This is a genomic window from Streptomyces sp. H39-S7 (assembly GCF_027158205.1).
GTDB lineage: Bacteria > Actinomycetota > Actinomycetes > Streptomycetales > Streptomycetaceae > Actinacidiphila.
This window is the reverse complement of sequence record NZ_JAPVLU010000032.1, coordinates 24,754-49,035: the sequence shown is the minus strand read 5'-3', so window position 1 is coordinate 49,035 and position 24,282 is coordinate 24,754. Positions and strand designations below refer to the sequence as shown.

At 70.5% G+C, this 24,282-nt stretch carries 23 protein-coding genes; 20 read left to right on the top strand and 3 right to left on the bottom strand.

Features of this window, described 5'->3' with window-relative positions; genetic code table 11:
• Positions 1-8: 8 nt before the first annotated feature.
• Complete coding sequence (locus tag O3X23_RS27695) at positions 9-1,277, bottom strand: multidrug effflux MFS transporter (RefSeq protein ID WP_269274302.1); 1,269 nt, start codon at positions 1,275-1,277, stop codon at positions 9-11.
• Positions 1,278-1,357: 80 nt separating this feature from the next.
• Between O3X23_RS27695 and O3X23_RS27690 the strand changes: the two genes are divergently transcribed.
• Both O3X23_RS27690 and O3X23_RS27685 read left to right on the top strand, forming a co-directional pair.
• A complete protein-coding gene (locus O3X23_RS27690) occupies positions 1,358-2,476 on the top strand; it encodes a Gfo/Idh/MocA family protein (protein WP_269274301.1) in 1,119 nt (372 codons plus the stop codon).
• Between the two features lie 66 nt (positions 2,477-2,542).
• Positions 2,543-3,466: a DUF4429 domain-containing protein gene (locus O3X23_RS27685; RefSeq protein WP_269274300.1), complete on the top strand. Its 924-nt coding sequence runs from the start codon at positions 2,543-2,545 to the stop codon at positions 3,464-3,466.
• Between the two features lie 9 nt (positions 3,467-3,475).
• Here O3X23_RS27685 and O3X23_RS27680 read toward each other — a convergent pair whose 3' ends face one another.
• On the bottom strand, positions 3,476-3,787 hold the full coding sequence (locus O3X23_RS27680) for a 4a-hydroxytetrahydrobiopterin dehydratase (protein ID WP_269274299.1): 312 nt from the start codon (positions 3,785-3,787) through the stop codon (positions 3,476-3,478).
• 75 nt (positions 3,788-3,862) lie between these two features.
• On the opposite strand from O3X23_RS27680, the gene O3X23_RS27675 reads away from it, so the two are divergent.
• The 3 genes from O3X23_RS27675 to O3X23_RS27665 all read left to right on the top strand — a co-directional run bounded on the left by O3X23_RS27675 (position 3,863) and on the right by O3X23_RS27665 (position 6,556).
• The gene (locus O3X23_RS27675; RefSeq protein WP_269274298.1) at positions 3,863-4,621 is read left to right on the top strand and encodes an SDR family oxidoreductase; all 759 of its coding nucleotides are present in this window, start codon (positions 3,863-3,865) and stop codon (positions 4,619-4,621) included.
• A gap of 99 nt (positions 4,622-4,720) precedes the next feature.
• Positions 4,721-5,635 carry a tyrosine-protein phosphatase gene (locus O3X23_RS27670; RefSeq protein ID WP_269274297.1) on the top strand — a complete coding sequence of 305 codons (915 nt, stop codon included), beginning with the start codon at positions 4,721-4,723 and terminating at the stop codon, positions 5,633-5,635.
• Between the two features lie 42 nt (positions 5,636-5,677).
• Positions 5,678-6,556 (top strand): PhzF family phenazine biosynthesis protein, encoded by an 879-nt coding sequence (locus O3X23_RS27665; protein WP_269274296.1) that lies wholly within the window; start codon positions 5,678-5,680, stop codon positions 6,554-6,556.
• Between the two features lies 1 nt (position 6,557).
• On the opposite strand, the gene O3X23_RS27660 is transcribed toward O3X23_RS27665, so the two are convergent.
• On the bottom strand, positions 6,558-7,334 hold the full coding sequence (locus O3X23_RS27660) for a 4'-phosphopantetheinyl transferase family protein (protein WP_269274295.1): 777 nt from the start codon (positions 7,332-7,334) through the stop codon (positions 6,558-6,560).
• 340 nt (positions 7,335-7,674) lie between these two features.
• On the opposite strand from O3X23_RS27660, the gene O3X23_RS27655 reads away from it, so the two are divergent.
• The 15 genes from O3X23_RS27655 to O3X23_RS27585 all read left to right on the top strand — a co-directional run.
• The gene (locus O3X23_RS27655) at positions 7,675-8,595 is read left to right on the top strand and encodes an ACP S-malonyltransferase (protein ID WP_269274294.1); all 921 of its coding nucleotides are present in this window, start codon (positions 7,675-7,677) and stop codon (positions 8,593-8,595) included.
• On the top strand, positions 8,592-9,341 hold the full coding sequence (locus O3X23_RS27650; RefSeq protein ID WP_269274293.1) for a thioesterase II family protein: 750 nt from the start codon (positions 8,592-8,594) through the stop codon (positions 9,339-9,341). The genes O3X23_RS27655 and O3X23_RS27650 overlap by 4 nt, the downstream gene beginning before the upstream one ends.
• A gap of 192 nt (positions 9,342-9,533) precedes the next feature.
• Entirely contained in the window at positions 9,534-9,785 is a 252-nt protein-coding gene (locus tag O3X23_RS27645; RefSeq protein WP_269274292.1) for an acyl carrier protein, read from the top strand.
• A gap of 40 nt (positions 9,786-9,825) precedes the next feature.
• Positions 9,826-11,076, top strand: coding sequence for a beta-ketoacyl-[acyl-carrier-protein] synthase family protein (locus O3X23_RS27640; RefSeq protein WP_269274291.1), 1,251 nt, complete (start codon positions 9,826-9,828; stop codon positions 11,074-11,076).
• On the top strand, positions 11,073-12,215 hold the full coding sequence (locus tag O3X23_RS27635) for a beta-ketoacyl-[acyl-carrier-protein] synthase family protein (protein ID WP_269274290.1): 1,143 nt from the start codon (positions 11,073-11,075) through the stop codon (positions 12,213-12,215). The genes O3X23_RS27640 and O3X23_RS27635 overlap by 4 nt, the downstream gene beginning before the upstream one ends.
• Positions 12,212-13,165 carry a beta-ketoacyl synthase N-terminal-like domain-containing protein gene (locus O3X23_RS27630; RefSeq protein ID WP_269274289.1) on the top strand — a complete coding sequence of 318 codons (954 nt, stop codon included), beginning with the start codon at positions 12,212-12,214 and terminating at the stop codon, positions 13,163-13,165. Before O3X23_RS27635 ends, O3X23_RS27630 begins: the two co-directional genes overlap by 4 nt.
• A complete protein-coding gene (locus O3X23_RS27625) occupies positions 13,162-14,007 on the top strand; it encodes an alpha/beta fold hydrolase (RefSeq protein WP_269274288.1) in 846 nt (281 codons plus the stop codon). The genes O3X23_RS27630 and O3X23_RS27625 overlap by 4 nt, the downstream gene beginning before the upstream one ends.
• Entirely contained in the window at positions 14,007-15,011 is a 1,005-nt protein-coding gene (locus O3X23_RS27620; protein WP_269274287.1) for a hypothetical protein, read from the top strand. The genes O3X23_RS27625 and O3X23_RS27620 overlap by 1 nt, the downstream gene beginning before the upstream one ends.
• Positions 15,012-15,028: 17 nt before the next feature.
• A complete protein-coding gene (locus O3X23_RS27615; RefSeq protein WP_331283958.1) occupies positions 15,029-16,111 on the top strand; it encodes a beta-ketoacyl synthase N-terminal-like domain-containing protein in 1,083 nt (360 codons plus the stop codon).
• 59 nt (positions 16,112-16,170) lie between these two features.
• On the top strand, positions 16,171-16,446 hold the full coding sequence (locus tag O3X23_RS27610; RefSeq protein WP_269274286.1) for an acyl carrier protein: 276 nt from the start codon (positions 16,171-16,173) through the stop codon (positions 16,444-16,446).
• Positions 16,443-16,856 (top strand): 3-hydroxyacyl-ACP dehydratase FabZ family protein, encoded by a 414-nt coding sequence (locus O3X23_RS27605; protein WP_269274285.1) that lies wholly within the window; start codon positions 16,443-16,445, stop codon positions 16,854-16,856. Before O3X23_RS27610 ends, O3X23_RS27605 begins: the two co-directional genes overlap by 4 nt.
• Positions 16,853-17,362 (top strand): 3-hydroxyacyl-ACP dehydratase FabZ family protein, encoded by a 510-nt coding sequence (locus O3X23_RS27600; RefSeq protein WP_331283957.1) that lies wholly within the window; start codon positions 16,853-16,855, stop codon positions 17,360-17,362. Before O3X23_RS27605 ends, O3X23_RS27600 begins: the two co-directional genes overlap by 4 nt.
• Positions 17,363-17,379: 17 nt before the next feature.
• On the top strand, positions 17,380-18,141 hold the full coding sequence (fabG, locus tag O3X23_RS27595) for a 3-oxoacyl-[acyl-carrier-protein] reductase (RefSeq protein WP_269274284.1): 762 nt from the start codon (positions 17,380-17,382) through the stop codon (positions 18,139-18,141).
• A 24-nt stretch (positions 18,142-18,165) separates the two neighbouring features.
• Complete coding sequence (locus tag O3X23_RS27590; RefSeq protein ID WP_269274283.1) at positions 18,166-18,882, top strand: 2-hydroxychromene-2-carboxylate isomerase; 717 nt, start codon at positions 18,166-18,168, stop codon at positions 18,880-18,882.
• A 105-nt stretch (positions 18,883-18,987) separates the two neighbouring features.
• A partial coding sequence (locus tag O3X23_RS27585) for an amino acid adenylation domain-containing protein (protein WP_443047994.1) occupies positions 18,988-24,282 on the top strand: 5,295 nt, incomplete at its 3' end.

Sequence of the window (24,282 nt, the reverse complement as noted above, 5' to 3'; positions counted from 1 at the left end):
CTGACGACTTACGGTGCATCCACCCTACGACGCCACGGGCGGCACAGCCCGGCGAAGCATCCGACGGCGATCAGTGCGCAGGCCAGCTGCACCACGGCCATCGGCACGGCCGTGTGCTCCCCCGCGATTCCCACCAGCGGCGAGACGATCGCGCCGATGAGGAAGGAGGTTGTGCCGAGCAGGGCGGAGGCGGAGCCGGCCGCGTTCCTGGTGCGCATCAGGGCCAGCGCGTTCGTGTTGGGCAGCGCCAGGCCCATCGCCGACATCAGGACGAACAGGCCCGCCGCCATCGCGACGAGCCCCGCCCGGCCGAACACCCCGGATGCCATGACCAGCAGGGCGAGGGCGGCCAGCGTGATCACCGCGAGGCCCACGCCGAGCGTCCTGTCGAGGCTGAAGCGGCCGATCAGCACCTTGCCGTTGAGCTGGCCGACCGCGACCAGTCCCACCGAGTTCACCCCGAAGAGCAGGCTGAAGGTCTGCGGGGACGCGCCGTAGATGTCCTGCACGACGAAGGCCGAGGCGGAGATGTACGCGAAGAGCGCGGCGAAGGCGAAGCCGCCCGCGAGCATGTAGCCGGTGAAGACCCGGTCCGCGAGCAGCCGGCGCATCGCGGCGAGCGTCTCGCCCAGGCCGCCGCTGTGCCGGTCCGCCGGGGCCAGCGTCTCGTCCAGCTGCCGCCAGACCAGCACGGTGAGCAGCACCCCGATCACGGTCAGGACGCCGAAGACGCCGCGCCAGTCGGTGAGCCGCAGCACCTGGCCGCCGATGACGGGCGCGATGACCGGGGCGACGCCGGAGACGAGCATGAGCGTCGAGAAGAAGCGCGCCATCTCGACGCCGTCGTAGAGGTCACGGACGACCGCCCGGGCGATGACGATGCCCGCGGCGCCCGCCAGGCCCTGGAAGAGCCGGAAGGCGATCAGCAGCTCGGCGGTGGGCGCGAAGGCGCAGACCGCGGTGGCGATGACGTAGACGACCATGCCGGTGAGGAGCGGGCGGCGGCGTCCCCACTTGTCGCTCATCGGCCCGACGACCAGCTGCCCGAGCGCCATGCCCGCCAGGCAGGCGGTGAGGGTGAGCTGGATGGTCGCGGCGGGGCTGTGGAGCGCGTCGGTGACCTTCGGCAGGGCCGGCAGGTACATGTCCATGGAGAGCGGGGCCAGCGCGGTCAGCCCACCCAGCACCAGCGTGACGAGCCACCCGGTACGGCGCTGCTCGGTGAGCCGTCGCGCCTCGGATATCCGTGCGTCGACGCTCGGGCCGGCTTCCTGCATGGGGCACCCCCGATAATCGTTGAACCGTTGCCTATCCTTTCAGGCAATCAGACGTGGTCGAGACCTGGTGGAGCGGACGCATGGTGCATGGCGGACACGACGAGCATGGCGCAGACGACGGACACGGCATAGCGGGTGTTTCCGGCGCTTCCGGTTCCCCCGGCGCTTCCGGTTCTTCCGGTTCGGAGGGCGGTGCGGGCCCGGACCGCCCGATCCGGTGGGGGATCCTCGCGACCGGCGGCATCGCCGCCACCTTCACCGAGGCCCTGCTGACCCTGCCGAACGCGGAGGTCGCCGCGGTCGGCTCGCGCAGCATCGGCTCCGCCAAGACCTTCGCGGACCGCTACGGCATCGAGCGCGCCTACGGAAGCTGGGCCGAGCTCGCGCAGGACGACAGCCTCGACGTCGTCTACGTCGCCACCCCGCACTCCGCGCACCGAACCGCCGCCGGGCTCTGCCTGGAGGCCGGCCGCGCCGTGCTGTGCGAGAAGGCGTTCACGGTCAACGTCCGCGAGGCCGAGGAGCTCACCGCCCTCGCCGCCGAGCGCGGCAGCTTCCTCATGGAGGCCATGTGGATGTACTGCAACCCGCTCATCCTGCGCATGCGCGAACTCGTACGGGACGGCGCCATCGGCGAGATCCGCACCGTCCACGCGGACTTCGGGATCGCCGGCCCGTTCGGCGCCGACCACCGGCTGCGTGACCCCGCCCAGGCCGGCGGCGCGCTCCTCGACCTCGGCGTCTACCCGGTCTCCTTCGCGCAGCTGCTGCTCGGCGAGCCCGACACCGTTCTGGCCACCGCCCACCTCACCCCCGAGGGCGTCGACGACAACACCGGCATCGTCCTGGGCTGGGACAGCGGCGCCCTCGCGCTGCTCAGCTGCTCGATCACCGCCAACACCCCCGTCACCGCCTCGGTGACCGGCACCACCGGACGCATCGAGATCCCGCACGGCTACTTCCACCCCGACCGCTTCACGCTGCACCGCGACGGCCACGAGCCGCGCGAGTACCTGCTCTCCGAGGTCACCGACGTGCCGAAGCGCGACAGCATGCGCCACGAGGCGGCAGAGGTCATGCGGTGCCTGCGGGCCGGCGAGACCCAGTCGCCCCTGGTGCCGCTGGAGGGGACGCTCGCCATCATGCGCACCCTGGACACCGTCCGCGGGCAGATCGGCGTGCGGTACCCGGGCGAGTGACGCGTTCAGCCGGGCTCTTTCACCGACCACGGGGAGCCCGGCGACCGGCGACCTAGGATCGGGCCCATGGCTGAACTGCTGACGCACGACGGTACCTGGACCTTCGACGACGAGGTGATCCGTATCGTCCCGGGCCGTGACCGGGGGGTGCACAAGCTGCGGCAGTCGCTGGGCGAGGTCACCGTACCGCTGCACGCGGTGGCCGGCATCGCCTACGAGCCGGGCCGCAAGGGCGGCCGGCTCCGCCTGCGGCTGCGCGAGGGCGCCGACCCGCTCCTGCACGCCACGGGCGGCGGCCTCCCGGACTCCGCCGACCCGTACCAGGTGGCCGTGGACGCGGACCGGACGGGCGTCGCCGAGTACTTCGCCGACGAGGTGCGCCACGCCCTGCTGCTCAACCAGGTACCGGCCGGGCCGACCGGCTCCTACCTCCTCCCGGGTCCCAAGGTGCCGCTGTCGGCGGGCGGCGGCGACGGCACCCTGACCTTCGACGGGGAGCGGGTGACCATCAGCTGGAACTGGACCGCGGAGGAGGGCAAGAAGTCGGCCGGTCCCCGGGAGCTGGCCCTCGGCGACCTGGCGGGCGTGGAGTGGCGCCCCAACGTCGGGCTGGAGAACGGGCACCTGCGCTTCCGCGTCAAGGGCGCCCCGGCCTCCGCCCAGCCGCCCAAGCACGACCCCAACAGTGTCGTCCTATGGGGGCTGAAGAAGGAGATCGGGCACACCGCCCTGCTCGCCGCGGCCGTCGCCGCACGGCTGCCGCACCCCTCGGAGAGCGCTCAGGGCGCCCAGGTCGATCAGCGCCCCGCACTCCTCGCCACGTCGTCCGAGCCACGGGCCGCGATCCCGGCACAGGTCACCGACCACGCCGAGGACCCCGACGCGCTGCTGCGGCGGCTGCGTGAACTGGGCGAACTCAAGCGCGACGGGATCCTGACCGACGAGGAGTTCACCGCCGCCAAATCCGCCCTGCTGCGCCGCTTCGGCTGAGCGTTCCGCTCACTCGGCTCCGTGGGCCGGTGCGATGGCCGCGATACGGGCGGCCAGGCCGAAGTCCTTCGACGTCAGCCGGCCGCCGGCCGAGTGCGTGGTGATCGACACGCCGAGCGTGTCGTAGCCGAGGGTGAGATCCGAGTGGTGGTCCAGCTCGGACTGCACCTGCGCGATGTGCACCGCGAGGATCGCGGCGGGCAGGTGCGCCAGCCGGTAGGTGCGGACGAGAGCGGTACCGTCCGCGGAGAGTGCCCAGCCCGGGAGTTCCGCGAGCCGGTCGGCGATCTCCTTGTCGGACAGCGGGTCGACGACGGGCATCTGGCCTCCTGCGGGACGGTTGTCACTTCGGGGCGGCGCTGATCTCCATCCTCCCACCGCATACCCTGCGATGCCATGAGTGAGATCCAGAAGGTGGCAGTGGTGACGGGCGCCGGATCCGGCGTGGGACGCGCGGTGGCGCTGGCGCTGACCGGGGCCGGCTGGTCGGTGGCGCTCGCGGGCCGCAGGCCGGAGGCGCTGGAGGAGACGGCCCGGCTGGCGGGCGGCCCGGAGGGCCGGACCCTCGTCGTACCGGCGGACGTGACCAGGCCGGAGGACGTCGAGCGGCTGTTCACAGCGGTGCGGACGAGCTTCGGGCCGCTCGGCCTGCTGTTCAACAACGCCGGGATGTTCGGGCCGCCGGTGCCGCTGGAGGACCTCACGTACGAGCAGTGGCGCTCGGTCGTCGACGTCAACCTCACCGGCGCGTTCCTGTGCGCGCAGGCGGCGTTCCGGGCGATGAAGGCGCAGCACCCGCAGGGCGGCCGGATCATCAACAACGGCTCGATCTCGGCGCATGTCCCGCGCCCGGACAGCGTCGCGTACACGTCCACCAAGCACGCGATGACGGGTCTGACGAAGTCCCTGTCCCTGGACGGCCGCGCGTACCGGATCGCCTGCGGCCAGATCGACATCGGCAACGCGGCGACCGAGATGACCGCCCGGATGACGACCGGCATCCAGCAGGCCAACGGCACGACGGCGGTCGAACCGGTGATGGACGTGACCGACGTGGCGCGCACGGTACTGCACATGGCCGAACTGCCGCTGGAGGCGAACGTGCAGTTCGCGACGGTGATGGCGACGACGATGCCGTACATCGGGCGCGGCTGAGCCGCCGGGCGGCCCATTGCTGACTATTCGTCAGCACAGGCATTCCGCTCTCAAGATCCCCGCGCTACGGTCCCGCTCCCGACCAGGAAGGGACCCCGTATGCGGACCGGAGCACGCGCCGCGACAGCGCTCGCCCTCGTACTCGCCCTCGCAGGACCGCTCGTCCCCGCCGCCCGCGCGGCGGGGACGGACCCTGCGGCCCACCCGGTTCTCCGGGCCACCGCGCACAGCCGGGTGCTCACCGTGCCCGGCACCGTCAACGCCCGCGACACCGGCGGCTACCGCACCTACGACGGCGCCACCACCCGGTGGGACACCCTCTACCGGACCGAGAGCCTGGCCAAGCTCCCGCCGGCCGGCGTCACCGCCCTCGCCGCGCTCGGACTGCGCGCCGTCATCGACCTGCGCAGCTCCTCGGAGGTCCGCGCCGACGGTCCGGACCGGCTCCCGGCCGGGCCGGTACCGGTCGCGCTCCCCGTCGACGACACCGGCCTGTACCTGTTCATCGCCCAGGTGGTCGGCAGCGCCGACCCCGTCGCCCAGGAGGCGGCCCTCGGCGGGGACCGGGCGGCGCAGCGGATGCGCACCGCCTACCGCGGCTTCGTCACCTCCGCGGCGAACCGGGCCGCCCTCGGCGCCGCGATCCGCCGGATCGCCGACCCGGCGGGCCCGGTGGTGGTCCACTGCACGGCGGGCAAGGACCGTACGGGCGTGCTGATCGACACGGTCCTGCGGGCCGTCGGCGTACCGCACTCCACGACCGCCGCCGACTACCTGCTCTCCAACGACCTGCGCGCCGCCGCCGACCGAGCCGTACGCGACCAGGTCAGGCAGCTGGGCCTGATGCAGAACCCCGACCTCCTCATCCCGCTCCAGGAGGTCAGGACGGAGTACCTCGCCGCCTTCAGGGACCAGGCGGCGCACGACTACGGTTCCTTCGGCCGCTTCCTGACCGACGGCCTCGGCCTGGACCCGGCGACGCTGGTACGGCTGCGCCTGCGGCTGGTGGGCTGAGGACGGGGAACACCGCGCCCAGGGTGGACGTTGATGCAGGTCATGACGATGATTCATGGCACCGAGGTCCTCAGGTACACCGCGTTCTCCGACGACCCGGCCGGGGGCAACCCGGCCGGTGTCGTCCTGGACGCCTCCGGTCTCGCCGAGACGGAGATGCTCGCGGTCGCCGCCGAGGTCGGCTACTCGGAGACGGCCTTCATCACCGCCACGGAAGGGCGCAACCTGACCGTCCGGTACTTCAGCCCGAAGGCCGAAGTACCGTTCTGCGGGCACGCGACGGTCGCCACGGCGGTCGCTCTCGCCGAGCGCATCGGCTCCGGAGACCTGCTGTTCTCGACCGCCGCGGGCGAGATCCCGGTCACGGTCGCCGCGGACGCGTCGGGAGCCCTGCGCGCCACGCTCACCAGCGTCGAACCGCGGGTCGAGGAGATCCCCGAGGCGGTCGTCACCGAGGCCCTCGATGCCCTCGGCTGGCCCGCCGCCGACCTCGATCCGGCCTTCGCCCCGCGGATCGCCTACGCCGGCGCCCGCCACCTCGTGCTCGCCGCCGCCACCCGCGAAAGGCTGGCCGCGCTCGACTACGACTTCGGCCGGCTGGCCGCCTTCATGCTCAGCCTCGACCTCACCACCGTCCAACTGGTCTGGCGCGCCTCGGACTCCGTCTTCCACGTCCGCGACCCGTTCCCGGTCGGCGGAGTCGTCGAGGACCCGGCCACCGGCGCGGCCGCCCTGGCCCTGGGCGCGTACCTCCGCGACCAGCACCTGGTCACCGCTCCCGCCACCCTCACCCTCCACCAGGGCGACGACCTCGGCCGCCCCGGCGTCCTCACCGTCGAACTGCGCGAGGACGACTCCCGCATCCGCGTCAGCGGAACGGGTGCCGCCATCCCGGACGCCGGGACGCCGTTGTCCCGCTGAATCAGGCCCGCCGCAGCTCCACCGGGCCCGGCCGCCCGTCGTGTCGGGCGACGGAGGCCACCCAGGGCCCGGGGAGCGACAGGTCCGAGACCGACCACGTGTGCGGGGCACCGGGCAGGCCCGCCACGACCCGGGCCGTCCCGGCGGAGCGCGGATGCGTCTCGATCACCGTGAGATCGGTGCTGATGCCGATACCCACCGCCTTGAGCACCGCTTCCTTGCGCGTCCACACCCGCAGGAACGCCCGCTCCCTGGCGATGCCTTCCGGGACGGTGCGCAGATAGCCGTCCTCGGACCGGGTGAGGACCACGGATGCCAGAACGTCGGTGCGCACGGCGCGGACGCGCTCGACGTCGACGCCGACCGGGGCGTCGGAGACCGCGAGCAGGCCGCACCCCTCGGTGTGCGAGATGCCGATCCACCGGGATGTGGGCGGCTGGAGCACCGTCGGCGGCCCGTGGTCCGGATCGGCACAGCACGGGCAGCGCCGCCGCCCCAGTTCGATGACGTCCGGAGGGACGTCCAGCACCTCGGACAGGATCGTACGGATGCGCGCCCGCGAGATGATGAACTCCGCGGCGCGGGCCGGGGTCCTGATGCGCGCGAGCCGTTCGTGATCGGACGGTCGGAGCAGTGCGAGATCGGCAGGACCGGCGGCGCCGCCGATCGGCCACCACCACACGGCCGTCGCGCCGGACGTCCCGGTGACCGTCGCTCCGGACGGCAGTCGGTCGGAAACGGGCGGTTCTCGGCGGACTGCGACTGGTGGGTGGCTCACGGCGGAGAAACGTACGGGCAGGACCGCGCCCCTTCCCGGAAATGTCACCAAGGTGACATCACGAACCGCGCGAGCGCGTTCCCGGGGCGCGAGGCCGGGCGGCGTGTCACTCTCCTGCCATTGGGCCGGTCGCAGGCTCCGGCATTTCTGCCGGCCGGGTTGGCATCTTCCTGTAACGGGTATTGCCCGCCGATCGAGCCGGCTCCGTAATAAGTGTCGGGAATTCTTCCGTGTGAACGTCCGGATGAATTCTCTCTCCGGCGGCCGCGTTCCCCCGAGCGTGCCGCCGGAGCACAACAGCCGGACATGGGGGGCAGAACATTTCAGGAGAGGCAGATTCTTGGGATCGGGACCGATCGGCCTGGTGTTCCCCGGGCAGGGGACACAGCACCAGGGAATGGGCGAGTACTGGCGGGACACCGCGGCCTGGCCGGTCGTCCGGGAGGTCTCGGACTGTACGGGCCAGGACATCGAGGAGCTGATCCTGAGCGCCCCCGCCGAGCGGCTGCGCCGTACCGACCTGGCTCAGCTGGCGGTCTTCACCGTGGCGGTCATGGCGCACCGCGAGGCCGTCCGGCTCGGCTGGACCGACGAGGTCGTCGCCTGCGCGGGCCACAGCCTGGGCGAGTACACCGCGCTGGTGGCCGCCGGGGCGCTGACGCTGCGCGACGCGGCCGTGCTGGTCGCCGCGCGGGGGCAGGCCATGCGCGAAGCGGCGGAGCTCAGGAGCGGCACCATGGGGGTGCTCGTCGGTGCGGCCCGCACGGAAGTGGAGGACCTCGTCCGCGAGGTGCGCGAGGCGGGATTCCCGCTGTGGGTGGCCAATCTCAACGCACCCGGTCAGGTCGTGGTCTCCGGTTCGGAGGAGGGAGTCGAGCGGGCCGCGGCGGAGAGCCCGCGCATCGGCGCCAAGCTGATCCGCGTCGCGGTGGGCGGCGCCTTCCACAGCCCTTTCATGGCCACCGCGGCGGACCGGCTCCGCGAGGTGCTCAAGACGGTGTCGTTCGCACCCCGGCATCTGCCGGTCGTGGCCAATGTGGACGCCGCGCCGCACTCCGGCGAGGACGACTGGGCCGAACTGTCCACCCGCCAGCTGACGCAACCGGTGCTGTGGGAGGAGAGCGTACGGACCCTCACCGGCCCGCTCGGCTGCCGCCGCCTCGTGGAACTGGGCGCCGGCCGCACGCTGTCCGGCATGATCCGGCGGATCGTCCCCGACGTCGTGACCGGGCCTCCGGACCGTGCGGGGGCCGCACGGTGACGGTCGCCGGCAGCACCGCCGCCCGCTGGTTCCGACGGCACGCGACCGCGGTGGAACCGCGGCTGCGGCTGGTCTGCCTGCCGCACGCGGGTGGGGCCGCGACGTTCTTCCACACCTGGGGCGGTGCCTTCGGCGATGACGTCGAGGTGGTGGCCACCCGCTACCCGGGGCGCCAGGACCGCATCGCCGAACCGTGCGTGGACACCATGGAAGAGCTCGCGGACGCGGTCAGCGAGGCCCTGTTGCCCCTGCTCGATACGCCCCTGGCCCTGTTCGGCCACAGCATGGGCGCCTCGCTGGCGTACGAGGTGGCGCTGCGGTTGGAGAGCCGGCACGGCGTCCGGCTCGCCGGCCTCTACGTCTCGGGCCGCGAGGCACCGCACCGGGTCACGCCCAAGGACGTCCATCTGCGGGACGACGCGGCGCTGGTCGCCGAGGTCCGCCGGCTGGGGGGCGCGGACGCGGCGCTCCTGGACGACCCCGATCTGCGGGAGCTGGTACTGCCCGCGATCAGGTCGGACTTCCGGGTGGCCGGGACCTACCGCGCGTCGTCCGCCACACCCGTCGGGTGTCCGGTCGTGGGTTACCTGGGCGACGACGACCCCAATGTGACGGTGTCCGACATGGCCCTCTGGTCGGAGGTCGCCACCGGCGGTTTCGCGCTGCGGGTGATTCCCGGGGGACATTTCTATCTCGTCCCCGAACAGGCAGCGCTGATCGAGGACCTCGCCGGCCGACTCGGCTGATCCGGCCGGTTCCGCTCCGTCCGGGGTTGGCATCTTCCTGACGGCAGGATAATTCCGGTCTCCCTCAGATGTTTTACTGCTTACCGGGTGCGGCTCGCCGGATGAATAGCGATCCGCCAATTACCCACATCCCGCTTTCCGCCTCGTGGGCGGAGCATGCGGATAACCACATTCGTGAAGGGTTTCATCACCATGACTGCTGTCACCGAAGAACGCGCTGCGACGATCAAGGAAATCGTCTGCGAAATCCTGGAGCTCGAGGAGGACGAGGTAACCGAGACCAGCCTCTTCCGCGAGGACCACGACGCCGACTCGCTGCGCGCGATCGAGATCCTGGCCTCGCTGGAGAAGGAGTTCAAGTTGGTCATCGACCAGTCCGAGCTCGCCCGCATGGTGAACCTCCAGGGCGTCTACGAGGTCGTCGGCGAGTCCGCTGCCCGGTAGTTCCCGTTCGCTGTCCAGGCCGAGACTGGTTGGGGATTCGATGACGACTCTCGCAGGTAATGGTTCGAGTACAACAGCTCACAGGGTGGTTCTGACCGGGTTCGGGGTCTTCTCCAGCATCGGAGTGGGCGCCGCCGAATTCGCCGAGGGGCTGCGCTCCGGGCGGAGCGGTGCGAAGCCGATCACGGCCTTCGACACCAAGGGGTTCGCGCACGCCAACGGGTGCGAGATCGTGGACTTCCAGCCGGAGCGGTGGATCCGCACGCTCGATGTGGACGAACTCGGCCGGGCCAGCCAGTTCTCGGTCGCGGCAGCCCGGATGGCGATCGAGGACGCGAACCTCGACGTGGAGACACTGCGCGAGCAGCGCGGCCTGATCTCCATCGGCACCACCGACGGGGAGTCCTTCGACCTGGACCAACTGGTGGAGAGCCAGATCAGGTTCGGGCCGGAACAGATGGACTCCAGGATCGCCCGTCGGGTCAGGGCCGGCCGGCTGTCGGCGGCGGTGGCCCATGAACTCGGGCTGACGGACGTCGAGGCGGTGACGATCCCGACCGCGTGTGCCGCCGGGAACTACGCCATCGGCTACGGCTTCGACGCGGTCCGCACCGGCGAGGTGGACTTCGCCCTGTGCGGTGGCGCCGACGCCATGTGCCGCAAGACCTTCGCCGGGTTCTACCGGCTCGGCACCATCGCGCCGGAGCTCTGCCAGCCCTTCGACGTCGACCGCAAGGGCATCCTCACCGGTGAGGGCGCCGGTGTCCTGGTCCTGGAGAGCCTGGACTCGGCACTGGCCCGGGGGGCCAGGATCTACGCCGAGGTGCTCGGCTACGGGCTCAACTGCGATGCCTACCACCAGGTGGCGCCCAACCAGGCCAGTGTCGCGCGCTGCATGGAGCTCGCCCTGGCGAACGCGGGCATCAAGCCGTCGGAGGTCGACCTGATCTCGGCGCACGGCACCGGCACCAAGGCCAACGACATCACCGAGGCCCGTGCGATCCGTGAGGTCTACGGCGATGGTCCGCCCCGCACCATCTCCATCAAGTCCATGCTCGGTCACACCATGGGTGCCGCGAGCGCGCTGGCGGCCATCGCGTGCTCGCTGGCGATCGTGCACCGGTTCATCCCGCCCACCATCAACCATGTGACCACCGACCCGGAGTGCGAGGTCGACTGCGTACCGAACCAGGCCGTCGAGGCCGATCTGCGGATCGTCCAGAACAACGGACTGGCCTTCGGCGGCAACAACGCGGTCACCATCCTCGGCCGGTACGAGGGGGCACGATGAGCCGGCTGCCGGTCACCGGCGTGGGCGCCGTCACGAGCATCGGCCGCGACACCGACGAGATCTTCGCCGCCCTGTGCGCCGGCCGCAGCGGCCTCCATGAGCTGCGCGGCTTCAACCGCGACTGGTACAACGCGGATCACCTCTACGAGGTGGACAACCGCACCGCGCCGCAGGCGGACACCACCGGCCGCGCCACCGCCCTGCTGCTCGAAGCCGTGCGGCAGGCCGCGCTGGACGCGGGGCTGGGCGAGGACCTCAGCGGGATCCCGGTGTTCGTCGGCACGGGGCTGCGGGAGCTGCGCTCCCTGGAGCTGTGGTGGCGCGACGGGCAGGAGTTCACCCCGTCGCAGATGCACTTCGGGACGGCGCTGCGCGAGCGCTTCGGAGCGCAGGACACCCACACCATCTCCAACGCGTGCTCCGCGTCGCTGTACGCCCTCGCGCTCGGCGTCGACCTGCTGGAGTTCCAGGAGACCGAAACGGTCATCGTCGCCGGCGTGGATGTGATCACCGAGAGCATGTTCGGGCTCTCCGACCGGCTCCAGCTCGATCCGCCGGACCGGGTCCGGCCGTTCGACCGGAACCGCAAGGGCACGGTGATGGGTGAAGGCGCGGCGGCGATGGTGCTGCGCCGTGAGCCGCCGCAGGACCGCGCCTCGATCCACGGCTACGTCCGCGGTGTCGGGGTGAACTGCGACGCCTTCCACGCCACCGCACCCGACCCGCGGGGCATCGCCGCGGCGATCCGGGACGCGCACAGCAGGGCGGGGATCAAGGCCGAGGACGTCGACCTGGTGATGGTGCACGGCACCGGGACCCCGCTCAACGACGCCGCGGAGGGCACCGCGCTGGCCGAGGTGTACGGCCCCCACATCGGGAACCCGCTGATGACCGGCGTGAAATCGATGACGGGGCACACCTCGGGCGCCTCGGGAGTACTGAGCGTGCTGGTGGCCCTGCGGGCCATGCGGGAAGGGCGCGTCCCGCCCATCACCGGCCTGGACCACCCCGCGGCGGAGGCGGACGGATTCCGGCTGGTCCGGAACGAATACACCGACGTGCGGACAACCCTCGCGCAGGTCGACGCCTTCGGATTCGGCGGCATCAACGCGGTGGCGATAGTGGAGGCGGCCCAGTGAGCACAGTAGTGACCGGAGCGGGCCTGGCCATGCCCGGTGTCGGCGCACCCCACGACCTGCTGGAAGCCAGGCCGGAAGGCGCCGCGGCCGTCGACCCGGCCGCACGGCTGGGCAAGAAGGGCCTGCGCTACAAGGACCGCGCGACGCAGCTGGCGCTGTGCTGCGCGGACGAGGCACTGCGGGACGCCGGCCTCCTCGGCCCGGACGGCCTGACCGTGCCGGGCGAGAGCATCGCCGTCCTGGTCGCCTCCAACTACGGCAACGTGGACACGGTGTGCGGTGTCGTGGACACCATCGCGGAGGACGGCGCCGCGAGCGGCATCAGCCCGATGGACACGCCGAACGCGTCCAGCAACGTGGTCGCGTCCACGCTGGCCATCAAGTACGGGCTGCGCGGCCCGAATCTGATGCTCTGCAACGGGCCGACCACGGGTCTCGACGCGGTCCGATGGGCGGACGCGCTCATCGCCTCGGGCCGCGCCGACCGCGCGCTGGTGCTGGGTGTGGAGCCCGACAACGCGGTGGTCCGCAAACTGGTCGGCACGGACCGGGTCATCGACGGCGCCGCCGCGGTCGTCCTGGAACATCCGGACCACGCCCGGGAGCGCGGTGCGCGGCCCCGCGCCGAGATCGGCGCCGTCATCCGCGCCGCCGGTGTCCGGGAGTGCCTGGACCTGCTGGACGGTACCGCGCCGCACCCGCCGGCCCTGTGGTTCAGCCCAGGGGACGAGCCGCGGCACGAGCCCGACGGGCCCCTGCCGCGGACCCCCCGGCACGACCTCTCCGGGGTCTGGGGCGAGGCCTCGGCCGCACTCGGGGTACTTCAGTGCGCCGGAGCCGTCGGCTGGTTCGCCGCCGGAGGCAGCGGGCCGGTGTACGCGCTGGCCGGCCGGGACAGTGACGACGCCACCGCGGGGCTGGTCCTCCTCGCGCCGGGCGCCGGACGATGAGCGCGACCGCCCTCACGGCGGGGCTGCGCGCGGGTCCGGTCGACACGGTGCACCCCCTGCTGGTCCGGCAGCGCCCGGCGACGGGTGAACCCCACCTGCGCGGACTGCTGTTGCACGGGCTGGCCAGCGGCAGCTCGGTGTGGGACAGCGTCTGGCCGAACGCCCCCGGCGGAGTGGAGGCCTGGGTCGCGGACCTCCCCTGGCGCGGCGACTACGTATCCGCCTGGGGCCGCCAGTACCAGGAGACCGACTGGATGGCGTCCTGCCTGGACGCCGTCCCCGGCGGGGTCGATGTCGTCATCGCGCACTCCTTCTCCGCGAACCTCCTGATGGAGTTCCTCAGCAGGCAGGCGGCACGCGGCGCGGACCCGTACGCGGAGTACGGAATCAAGGGGATCGTGCTGGTCTCGCCCTTCTACCGCCGCAACGCCGACGATTTCGCCTGGGACGCCATCGCGGGCATGCAACAGGACTTCCTCAAGATCACCGAAGAGGGCATCCGGCTGCGGCCCGGCCGGCCGATCGATCCGGACATCCAGCGCCGTATGGCCCGCCGGGTGTGCGAACGGGCGGGCCCGTACGGCTGGATGCGCTTCTTCGAGGTCTATCTGCGCACCCCCTGGCTGCGCACCGACCTGATCCCGGTGCCCGTGCTGGTCGTCACCGGGCAACAGGACTTCGCCGCCCGGGAGAGCGAAACGCTGGCCGCCGATCTCCCGCAGGGCGCCCTGCGGGTCATTCCGGAGTGCGGTCACTACCCGATGGCCGAGCACGCGGAGCGGTTCTCCGCGGAGCTCGACCGCTTTTTTGCGACTTTCCTGCCAACCCCTAGGAGCGCGTGATGTCCGGAACCGCAGTGAAGACCCTGCTGAACGAGACGACGACCGTCGTCCTCAGCCCCGGGTACGAGGGTGCCAACATCGGCACCATCATCGGCTTCAAGCACGTCAACTACCTGGTCGAGAAGGCGGTCATCGAGCACTTCCGGCGCAGCGGCCTGCCGGTCGGCCGACTGTACGAGGAGAACGGGCTCGGCTTCGACATCACCGACATCGACTCCCGGCTGCAGACCGCCCTGGTGGTGGACGACGAGGCCTCTCTGGAGGTGGTGCCCGTCACCAAGGAGGGGGCCTCCGAGCTGTCGTTCAAGGTCACCATCACGGTGGAGCGGGACGGCGCTCCGAAGAAGGCCGTCAGCTCCAAGGTGACGGTGGTGCTGCGGTACGACGAGAACGATGTGCGCATGCTCCGCAGGCTGCCGGTGGCCGACGGGCTGGAGCGGTTCGTCACGCCGAAGATCGGTGGAGCCGGAGAGGCGGCGTCCGGCGACGCGGTCCCCCGGACGGGCGGCGAGCTCGTCTCCGGCGGCTCCACCGACACCGACCCGGTGCTGGAGCAACTGCTGGCCGGCGAGAACGCCTACGGGTGGAAGTTCCGCATCCCCTACCCGTACGTGCACTTCTTCGACCGTCTGCAGATGTCGGGCTACCTGCGGCTGATGGAGGAGGCCAAGCACCGCTTCGTCGACGCCCGGGGGATCTCGATCCGCAAGCTGCTGACCGAGCAGAACTGGATCCCGGCGGTGACGCGCTCCCGGATCACCCTGCTCGACGAGGCTCTGCTCGAGGAGGACCTCTACATCGTCTACACCGTCGACGATGTCTTCAAGAACCTCCTCTACACCTCGCGGGTGGACTACTACGTCGTCCGCGACGGCCGTCTGCTGCGGACCGCCACCGGCAGCATCACCCATGCCTACGGTGTGGTCGAGAACGGGAACAGCGGCCGTCTGGTCACCTTCGACGACCGCGTCCTGGCCGCCTTCAACAACGAAGCGGGCCAGTGAGCGGGATGGTCACCGCGGTGCGAGGTCCGGTGATCACCGGCTGGTCGGCGGTGTCGCCGTTCGGGATCGGCCGTGAGGCATTCATCGAGGGCGTGCGGTCGGGCCGGCCCACGGTCACGGTCCTGGACTCCGACACCTGGACGGGCCCGGACGAACAGGCCTGCCTCGTACCGGACTTCGTGATCAGGGACGTGCTGGGCAAGAAGGGCACGCGGTCCATGGACCGGGTCACCGGCCTGGCCGTCACCACCGTCCGCGAACTCATCGCGCAGGCGGAGGGCGGCGCCGCGGCCGTCGCCGAGAACGGTGCGGAGGTGGCTCTCGTCCTCGGAACCACCACGGGCAGTGCCCAGAGCATGATGGACATCACCCGGGACACCCTGATCCACGAGAAGCCGTTCTACATCGACCCCTCCCACATTCCCAACGCGATCATGAACTGTGCGGCGGGGCAGTGTGCCATCTGGTACGGCCTGAAAGGCCCGAACACCACCGTCGCCGCCGGCCGCGCCTCAGGACTCCTCGCCCTGAACTACGCCCGCCGACTCCTCGCCTCAGGCCGCGCCCAAACCGTCCTGTGCGGCGCCGTCGAGGAATACTCCTCCGCCCGCTCCTGGCTCGAATGGCACACCCGCGGCACCGACGAAAACGCCACCGTCCTCGGCGAAGGCTGCGCCGTCCTCCAACTCCAACCCCCCAACACCCCCCACCACGACAAACCCCTCGCCGAAATCATCTCCATCACCACCGCCATCGTCGGCCCCGGCGGCATCACCCCCTCCCTCACCCAATGCATCAACCGCGCCCTCCAACGCGCCCACCTCCACCCCCACGACATCTGGGCCGTCTCCCCCTCCCGACCCCCAGGCATCGCCGGAGACCAAGAACACCAAGCACTCACCCACACCTTCCCCCCCACCACCCGACACATCCCCGCACCCGGCCCCATCGGCGACACCGCCGCCGCCACCGCCACCTTCCAACTCATCACCACCCTCACCACCGCCCAACACGACCCCACCACCCCAGGCCGCATCGCCGCCATCACCACCGTCGACCGCGACGGCGTCCTCGCCGTCGCACTCCTACGCCTGCTCTGAGCCAAGCCCGAAGAACGCCGGAAGAAACGCCGGAAGAACGCTGAACGAAGGGATTTGCCATGTCGATCTCACTGCCCGACAGCGGTATCGCAGCGGTGCTGGACAAGGAAGAACTGCGCGAGACCGTCGCTGGAATCCTCGACGTGGAATCCGCGGATGTCGCGGACGACGCGCACTTCATGGAGGACCTGGAAGTCGACTCCCTGATGGCCCTCGAAGTCGTCGTCGTGCTGGAGAAGAAGTACGGGGTCAAGTTCGCCGAGGCGGAGCTGCGCCACGTCATCTCCCTCCAGCAGGCCCACGACCTGCTGGTGCAGAAGCTCCCGGCGTCGTGACGACGGCCATCTCCACCAGCCCGGTGGCCGGCGCCGTTCACGTGCTGCGCCCGGCCGGCCCGAGCGGCGATGGCCCGGCCCTGCGCTCCCGCGCCGAGGTCCGCATCGAGGAGTCGGAACCCGTCTTCGCGGGCCACTATCCGGGCTTCCCCATCTTCCCCGGCGTGTGTGTCGTCGAGTGCGTGCACCGCGCCGCCCTGGCCACCGCGCCCCAGGGCGAGAGCGACCTGAGCCTCACGGTGCTGGACTCCGCCCGCTTCGTCGGAGCGGTCTTCCCGGGGGACGTGCTCGCCGTCGACATCAAGTGGACGGCGACGGACGACGGTTGGAAGTGCGTGGCGCAGGCGTCCGGCAGTCGCGGCGTGGCTGCCAATGTCCGTCTGCGCTACAGAACCGGAGCATCCACGTGACCGTCACCCGTGAACCGACCGCTGCCCGGATGAATGCCGCACAGATCAGGCAGACACTGCCGCACCGGTATCCGATGCTGCTGGTCGACCGGGTCCTCGACCTGGTGCCGGGCGAGAGCCTGGTGGCTCTCAAGGCCGTGACCTGCAACGAGCCGTGGTATCAGCGGCTGGCGGACGACGCGCCCGAGGAGCGCTTCGCCTACCCGCAGACACTGCTGGTCGAGTCCTGGGGCCAGGCGGCGGGGCTCCTGGCCGTTCAGGAGGGATCCGAGGCAGCCGAACTGTCCGGTCAGGTCATGCTGGCCGGCGCGATGTCCGGTGTCGAATTCCTCCGTCCCGTATACCCCGGAGATGTACTGAAGCACCGGGTGCGTGTCGTTCGGGCGCTCTCCGACACCGTCATCTTCGAGGGCGAAAGCCTGGTCGGCGGAGACGTCGTGCTGCGTTTCTCCCGCATGGTGATGGCGTTCCGCCCCGGCGACCAACTGCGTCCGCCCTCTGAGTGAAGCAGGAAGGCAAGAACATGACCGATACCGATACCGATATCAGCGAATCCAGGGTCGCACTGGTCAGCGGCGGCTCCAGGGGAATCGGGCGGGCCGCCGTGCTGCGCCTCGCCCAGGACGGATACGACGTCAGCTTCTGCTACCAGTCCAATGAGCTGGCGGCGAAGGAACTGGAGAACGAGGTCGCGGACCTGGGTGTCCGGACACTCGCGGTCAAGGCCGACGTGGCCGATGGCGATTCGGTCCGTGCGTTCATCGCGGAGACCGAACAGGCGCTCGGCTCCATCGATGTCGCCGTGACGTCGGCCGGAATCACCAGGGACAATCCCCTGCTGATGATGCCCGACGAGGACTGGCACCAGGTCATCGATGTCAACCTGGACGGCGTCTACAACGTCTGCCGTTCAGTCATCTTCGAAATGATGAAGCGTAAATCCGGCTCCATCATCAATATCTCCTCGGTCGCCGGGGTGTACGGAAACGCCACCCAGACCAATTACGCGGCCTCCAAGGCCGGCATCATCGGCTTTTCGCGCTCACTGGCCAAGGAAGTGGGCCGGTACGGAATCCGGGCGAACGTCGTGGCCCCAGGATTCATCGAGACCGACATGACGGCCGGGCTCAGCGACAAGCTCAAGAAGCAGGCCCTGCAGTCGATCCCGCTCCGACGCCTCGGTCGCGCGGAAGAGGTGGCCGACCTCGTGTCCTTCCTCGCCTCGGACCGCGGCTCCTACATCACCGGTGCGGTCTTCCAGATCGACGGCGGAATCACCCTCTAATACCAGACCCATATAGGAGTCTCCATGGCACGGAAGAAGAAGCAGCCGCGCTGGTACTTTTCGCTGCGCAGCCCGTATTCCTGGTTCGCCTACCGCGAGCTCACCGAACGCTACCCGGATGTCGCGGACGCCATTGAATGGATCCCGTTCTGGGAGCCGGACGCAGTCACGCAGCAACTGCTGGACGAAGCCGACGTGGAACTGCCCATCGTGGCGATGTCCCGCGCGAAGAACTTCTACATCCTTCAGGACACCGCCCGGCTCTCCAAGGCCCGTGGCCTGAAGATGACGTGGCCGATCGACAAGGACCCGAACTGGGAGGTGTCCCACCTGGCCTACCTGGTGGCAGCCCGGGAGGGGCTCGGCAGAGAGTTCATCGACCTCGCCTACCGGGCCCGCTGGGAGGAGAGCCGGGACATCACCAAGCGGGAGACCATGGCGGAGATCGCCGTCGAACTCGGCCTGGACGCGGCACTGCTGGCCGATGCCCTTGATGACCCCGCGGTGCGCGCCCAGGGCGTGGAGTGCCTCACCTCCTCCTATCACGACGGCCTGTTCGGGGTGCCGTTCTTCGTCCACGGGCGAGAGAAGTTCTGGGGTGCCGACCGGTTGCGGCCTTACGTCGCCGCATTCCGGGGCCAGGACATCGAGGAGGTGGAGAAATCTTGGCAGGACTATGCCGAGCTTCCCCAGTTCTCCGCTGCCGGAGGCGACACTGGGCACGCCGGCGGCTGCGGCTGAGCGAGAACAACACGGCCTGCCCGCCTTCTGAATGACCCGTCCGGTGTGCGTTCGCCACCGGATTCCGCCAGCCATTCCATTGCGAGGTGTACAGCTATGTCCGATGTGCAGGAATCCATGCTGTCACCCGTCACCATTGTGGAGTTGTTCGAGGCGCAGGTGGGGCGGTCGCCGGAGAGTGTCGCGGTGGCGTTCGGTGCGGAGGCGGTGTCGTACGGGGAGTTGAACGGGCGGGCGAATCGGCTGGCACGCTGGCTGATCGGGCAGGGCGTGGGCCCGGAGCGGTTGGTGGGCCTGGTCCTGCCGCGGTCGGTGGATCTGGTGGTCGCGGTCCTCGCGGTCCTCAAAGCCGGCGCCGCGTATGTTCCGGTCGACCCCGATTACCCCGCGGACCGCATCAAGGTCATCCTGGGCGACGCCGCACCGGCCCTGGTCCTGGACACCACGACTTTTGCGGCGGATCTCTCCGCGTATTCCACCGCCGACATTCACGGCGATGAACGCACGGGACCTCTGCGCGGCGGATCGGCCGCGTATGTCATCTACACGTCGGGGTCGACCGGGCGCCCGAAGGGTGTGGTGGTCCCGCACCACAATGTGGTGCGCCTGTTCTCCTCCACGGATGGGTGGTTCGGTTTCGGCCCGGATGATGTGTGGACGCTGTTCCATTCCTTCGCGTTCGACTTCTCCGTGTGGGAACTGTGGGGAGCGCTGCTGCACGGCGGGCGCCTGGTCGTGGTGCCGTTCGCCGTCAGCCGCTCGCCGGAGGAATTCCTGCGCCTGCTCGTCACCGAACGCGTCACCGTCCTCAACCAGACGCCGTCCGCGTTCTACCAACTCATGCAGGCCGACCGCGAAGCGCCCGAGATTGGCCGTGATCTCGCGTTGCGGTACGTCGTCTTCGGCGGCGAAGCACTCGACCTTCGGCGCCTCACCGACTGGTACGACCGCCACCCCCACAACGCCCCAACGCTGATCAACATGTACGGCATCACCGAAACCACCGTCCACGTCAGCTACATGCCACTGCACCCCGACCTGACACGGACCGGGAGCGACGGTGGGAACGGTGGCAGTACGGCGAGCGTCATCGGACAGCCCCTGCGGGACCTGGGCGCCTACGTCCTGGACGGCGCCCTGCGCCTGACACCCCCCGGCACCGCCGGCGAGCTCTACGTCACCGGCGCCGGCCTGGCCCGCGGGTATCTGGGGCGTGCTGGGCTGACGGCCGAGCGGTTCGTCGCGGACCCCTACGGACCTGCCGGCACCCGCATGTACCGCACCGGCGACGTCGCCCAATGGACCGCCGACGGCGTCCTGGAATTCGTCGGCCGCGCCGACGACCAGGTCAAGATCCGCGGCTTCCGCATCGAACTGGGCGAGATCGAAGCCGTACTCTCCGCCCTCTCGGCAGTAGGGCATGCCGCGGTCGTGGTCCGTGAGGACCAGCCGGGCGACAAACGACTGGTCGCCTATGTCGTGGCGGGCAGCGGTGCCACGTTGGATCCTGCGCAGTTGCGCACGCAGTTGGCCGAGGCGCTGCCCGAGTACATGGTGCCCTCTGCCTTCGTGGCCCTGGATGCACTGCCCCTGACCGTCAACGGCAAGCTGGACCGTAAGGCCCTTCCCGCACCCGAGGTCTCCGCCAGTCAGGGAGCGCGGGCCGCCAGGACTCCGCAGGAGGAGATCCTCTGCGGACTCTTTGCCGAGATCCTCGGCACTCCTCGCGTCGGCATCGACGACAGCTTCTTCGACCTGGGCGGCCACTCCCTGCTCGCCACCCGACTGGTGTCGCGGATCCGATCCACCCTGGGCGTGGAACTCGCCATCAGCACCCTCTTCGAGGCCCCGACGGTAGCCCGACTGGCAGCGGAACTGGCGAACGCGGACGATGCCCGGGCCGCCGTGCGGCCGTCTGTACGGCCGGAGGCCGTCCCGCTGTCGTTCGCGCAGCGCGGGCAGTGGTTCCTCAACCGATTCGAGGAAAGCAGCGCCTCCTACAACCTCGCCTTTGAACTCCGGCTCTCGGGTGACGTGGACCCGGTGGCGCTGGGGTCGGCGCTGGCGGATGTGGTGGGTCGGCATGAGAGCCTGCGGACGGTGTTCCCCGAGGTCGACGGCGTCGCCCGCCAGGTCGCACTCGCCTCACCGCACCTGACACTGACGGCAACCGACGTCGCCGAAGCAGACCTGGCGACGGTCCTGACCGCCGCAGCGGAACACCCCTTCGACCTCACCGTGGACGTGCCGCTACGCGCCCACCTGTTCCGAGTCGCGCCCGCCGAACACGTCCTCCTTTTGACCGTCCACCACATCGCCGCTGACGGCGCCTCTCTGGCACCCCTGGCCCGCGACCTCTCCACCGCCTACACCGCCCGCCGCTCAGGCACCGCACCCGCCTGGACGCCGCTACCCGTGCAGTACGCGGACTACGCCCTCTGGCAGCACGACACCCTCGGCAACGAAACCGACCCCGCCTCCCCCATCGCCCAGCAACTCGCCCACTGGACCACCACCCTGGCCGGACTCCCCGAAGAGCTCACCCTCCCGACCGACCGGCCGCGCCCCGCCAACCCCACCGGCCACGGCGCCAGCGTCGTATTCCACCTCGACGCCGCACTACAGACCCAACTCACCACCCTCGCCCGCACCACCCACACCAGCCTCTTCATGGTCATCCAAGCCGCCCTCACCACCCTCCTCAACCGACTCGGCGCCGGCACCGACATCCCCCTCGGCACCCCCATCGCAGGACGCACCGACGAAGCCCTCGACCCCCTCATCGGCTTCTTCATCAACACCCTCGTCCTGCGAACCGACCTCACCGGCAACCCCACCTTCCACGAACTCCTCCACCGCACCCGCACCACCAACCTCACCGCCTACACCCACCAAGACCTCCCCTTCGAACGCCTCGTCGAAATCCTCAACCCCGAACGCACCACCACCCGACACCCCCTCTTCCAAACCATGCTCGCCCTCCAGAACAACCCCCCAGCAACCCTCAACCTGCCGGGTCTCGAGGGCCGGTTGGAGCAGCGGCGGACCGCCACGGCCAAGTTCGACCTGACCTTCGACATGGTCGAGCGTTTCGCCGCCGATGGCGCCGCGGGCGGTGTCGAAGGCGTCGTCGAGTACAGCTCCGACCTCTTCGACCGGGAGACGGTCGAGAACATGGCGCTCCGGCTGGTCCGGATCCTGACGGCCGTGGTCGCGGACCCCGGGGTTCGGGTCGGCGAGATCGAGCTGTTGTCCCCCGTGGAGCGCCGTCGCGTGCTGGTGGAGCGCAATGGCACGGAGCACCACGTACTCCCCGCCACGCTGCCGGCACTCATCGAAGCGCAGGTGGCCCGTACCCCGGAGAACACCGCGGTGGTCTTCGGCAGCGACTCGCTCTCGTATGCGGAGCTCAACGCACGGGCCAACCGGCTGGCCCGGCTGCTCATCGACCGGGGCATCGGGCCCGAGCGGCTGGTGGCGCTCGCCCTGCCGCGTTCGGTGGAGATGATCGTCGGGCTGCTGGCGGTGCTGAAGACCGGGGCCGCGTACCTGCCGGTCGCTCCGGACTATCCGGCGGAGCGCGTCTCCTTCATGATCCGGGATGCCGCGCCGGCCCTGCTGATCACGACGGCTGACGTCCTGCCGCAGCTGCCGACCGGCCCGGGCGTCGACCGGCTGGTGCTGGATGACACGGTGCCCTCCGAGCTTCACCAGGGCTTCTCCGGCGAAGGCCTCGCGGGCCGGGGTCTGGCAGGGCAGGATCCCCTGGAGCAGAACGTCCTGGACGAGGAGCGGACCGCTCCGCTGACCGTGGACAACCCGGCCTACGTCATCTACACCTCCGGCTCCACCGGCACGCCCAAGGGCGTCGTCGTCACCCACCGGGGCATCGCGAGTTTCTCCGCCACCGAGGCCTCCCGGTTCTTCGTCACCCCGGACAGCCGGATCCTGCAGTTCTCGTCCCCGAGCTTCGACGCCGCGGTCCTCGAAGTGTGCATGGCCCTGCCGATCGGGGCCGCCCTGGTGGTACCGCCGCCGGGGCCGCTGGTGGGAGAGCAACTCGCGGAAGTACTGGCGGAGTTCGCGGTCACGCATGCCCTGATCCCGCCAGCCGCCCTGGCCGGGGTCCCGGCCACGGGCCTGCCCGCGTTCCGGACCCTGGTGGTGGGTGGTGAGGCGTGTTCCGCGGAGCTGGTCGCGCGCTGGTCCTCCGGCCGCCGAATGATCAACGCGTACGGCCCGACGGAATCCACCGTCGCAGCAACCATGAGCGCCCCCTTGTCGCCCTCGACAACCGCCCCACCCATCGGGCGCCCCGTATGGAACACCCAGGTCTACGTACTCGACGCGGGACTGCGTCCGGTGCCCGATGGGGTGACGGGCGAGTTGTACATCGCCGGAGCCGGGCTGGCGCGCGGCTATCTGAACCGTCCGTCGCTGACCGCCGAGCGCTTCGTGGCCAACCCGTACGGCCCGCCGGGATCCCGGATGTACCGCACCGGCGACGTGGTCAGGTGGACGGCCACCGGAGAACTCGAGTACACCGGACGAGCCGACGACCAGGTGAAGATCCGCGGCTTCCGGATCGAACTGGCCGAGGTGGAAGCCGTACTGGCCCGGCACCCGGAGGTCGGCCAGAGCGTGGTCGTCGTCCGCGAGGCCCGGCCGGGGCACCGGCAGCTCGTCGGCTATGTGGTGCCCGCGCCGGGCTCGGCCCTGCCCGGCCTGGACGTGCTGCGCAAGTACGCGGCGGAGGCGCTGCCGGACTACATGGTGCCGGCCGCCCTCGTCCCGCTGGACGCGCTGCCGCTGACGCCGAACGGCAAGCTCGACCAGAAGGCCCTGCCCGCTCCTGAGTGGCACGGCACCGGTTCGGGCCGCGGGCCGGTCACCCCGCAGGAGGAGATCCTGTGCGGGCTCTTCGCCCAGGTACTCGGCCTGCCCGAGGTCAGCATCGACGACAACTTCTTCGACCTGGGCGGCGACAGCATCGTCTCCATCCAACTGGTCAGCAGCGCCCGCAGGGCGGGGCTGGTCATCACGCCGCGGGACGTCTTCCGGCACCGCACCGTCGAGGCCCTCGCCGCGTCCTCCACGCCGGTCCCCCTGGCGGTTGCCGGGGGTGACGCACCGGATGCCGGGATCGGGCCGGTCCCGGTCACCCCGATCATCGCGTGGCAGCAGGAGCGCGGCGGCCCGATCGGCCGCTTCAGCCAGACGACGCTGCTGCGCGTCCCCGCCGGCCTGGGTCTGCGGAGGATCACCACGGCCCTCCAGACGCTGCTGGATCACCATGACGCCCTGCGCATGCGCCTGGCCCGTCCCGCGGACGGCTCCCCGGGGGGCCCGGTGGGGCGCCCGCGGGGAGGCGGCCGCGCCCCGGCCAGCGGGGTGCGGGCC

Bases quoted from the DNA above. Each gene is read 5' to 3' on its own strand.
- O3X23_RS27685 (WP_269274300.1), top strand. From the start codon at position 2,543: ATGGCTGAACTGCTGACGCACGACGGTACCTGGACCTTCGACGACGAG.
- O3X23_RS27635 (WP_269274290.1), top strand. From the start codon at position 11,073: ATGAGCCGGCTGCCGGTCACCGGCGTGGGCGCCGTCACGAGCATCGGC.
- O3X23_RS27590 (WP_269274283.1), top strand. From the start codon at position 18,166: ATGGCACGGAAGAAGAAGCAGCCGCGCTGGTACTTTTCGCTGCGCAGC.
- O3X23_RS27690 (WP_269274301.1), top strand. From the start codon at position 1,358: ATGGTGCATGGCGGACACGACGAGCATGGCGCAGACGACGGACACGGC.
- O3X23_RS27680 (WP_269274299.1), bottom strand. From the start codon at position 3,787: ATGCCCGTCGTCGACCCGCTGTCCGACAAGGAGATCGCCGACCGGCTC.
- O3X23_RS27670 (WP_269274297.1), top strand. From the start codon at position 4,721: ATGCGGACCGGAGCACGCGCCGCGACAGCGCTCGCCCTCGTACTCGCC.
- O3X23_RS27620 (WP_269274287.1), top strand. From the start codon at position 14,007: ATGTCCGGAACCGCAGTGAAGACCCTGCTGAACGAGACGACGACCGTC.
- O3X23_RS27665 (WP_269274296.1), top strand. From the start codon at position 5,678: ATGACGATGATTCATGGCACCGAGGTCCTCAGGTACACCGCGTTCTCC.
- fabG (WP_269274284.1), top strand. From the start codon at position 17,380: ATGACCGATACCGATACCGATATCAGCGAATCCAGGGTCGCACTGGTC.
- O3X23_RS27675 (WP_269274298.1), top strand. From the start codon at position 3,863: ATGAGTGAGATCCAGAAGGTGGCAGTGGTGACGGGCGCCGGATCCGGC.
- O3X23_RS27625 (WP_269274288.1), top strand. From the start codon at position 13,162: ATGAGCGCGACCGCCCTCACGGCGGGGCTGCGCGCGGGTCCGGTCGAC.
- O3X23_RS27645 (WP_269274292.1), top strand. From the start codon at position 9,534: ATGACTGCTGTCACCGAAGAACGCGCTGCGACGATCAAGGAAATCGTC.
- O3X23_RS27695 (WP_269274302.1), bottom strand. From the start codon at position 1,277: ATGCAGGAAGCCGGCCCGAGCGTCGACGCACGGATATCCGAGGCGCGA.
- O3X23_RS27640 (WP_269274291.1), top strand. From the start codon at position 9,826: ATGACGACTCTCGCAGGTAATGGTTCGAGTACAACAGCTCACAGGGTG.
- O3X23_RS27610 (WP_269274286.1), top strand. From the start codon at position 16,171: ATGTCGATCTCACTGCCCGACAGCGGTATCGCAGCGGTGCTGGACAAG.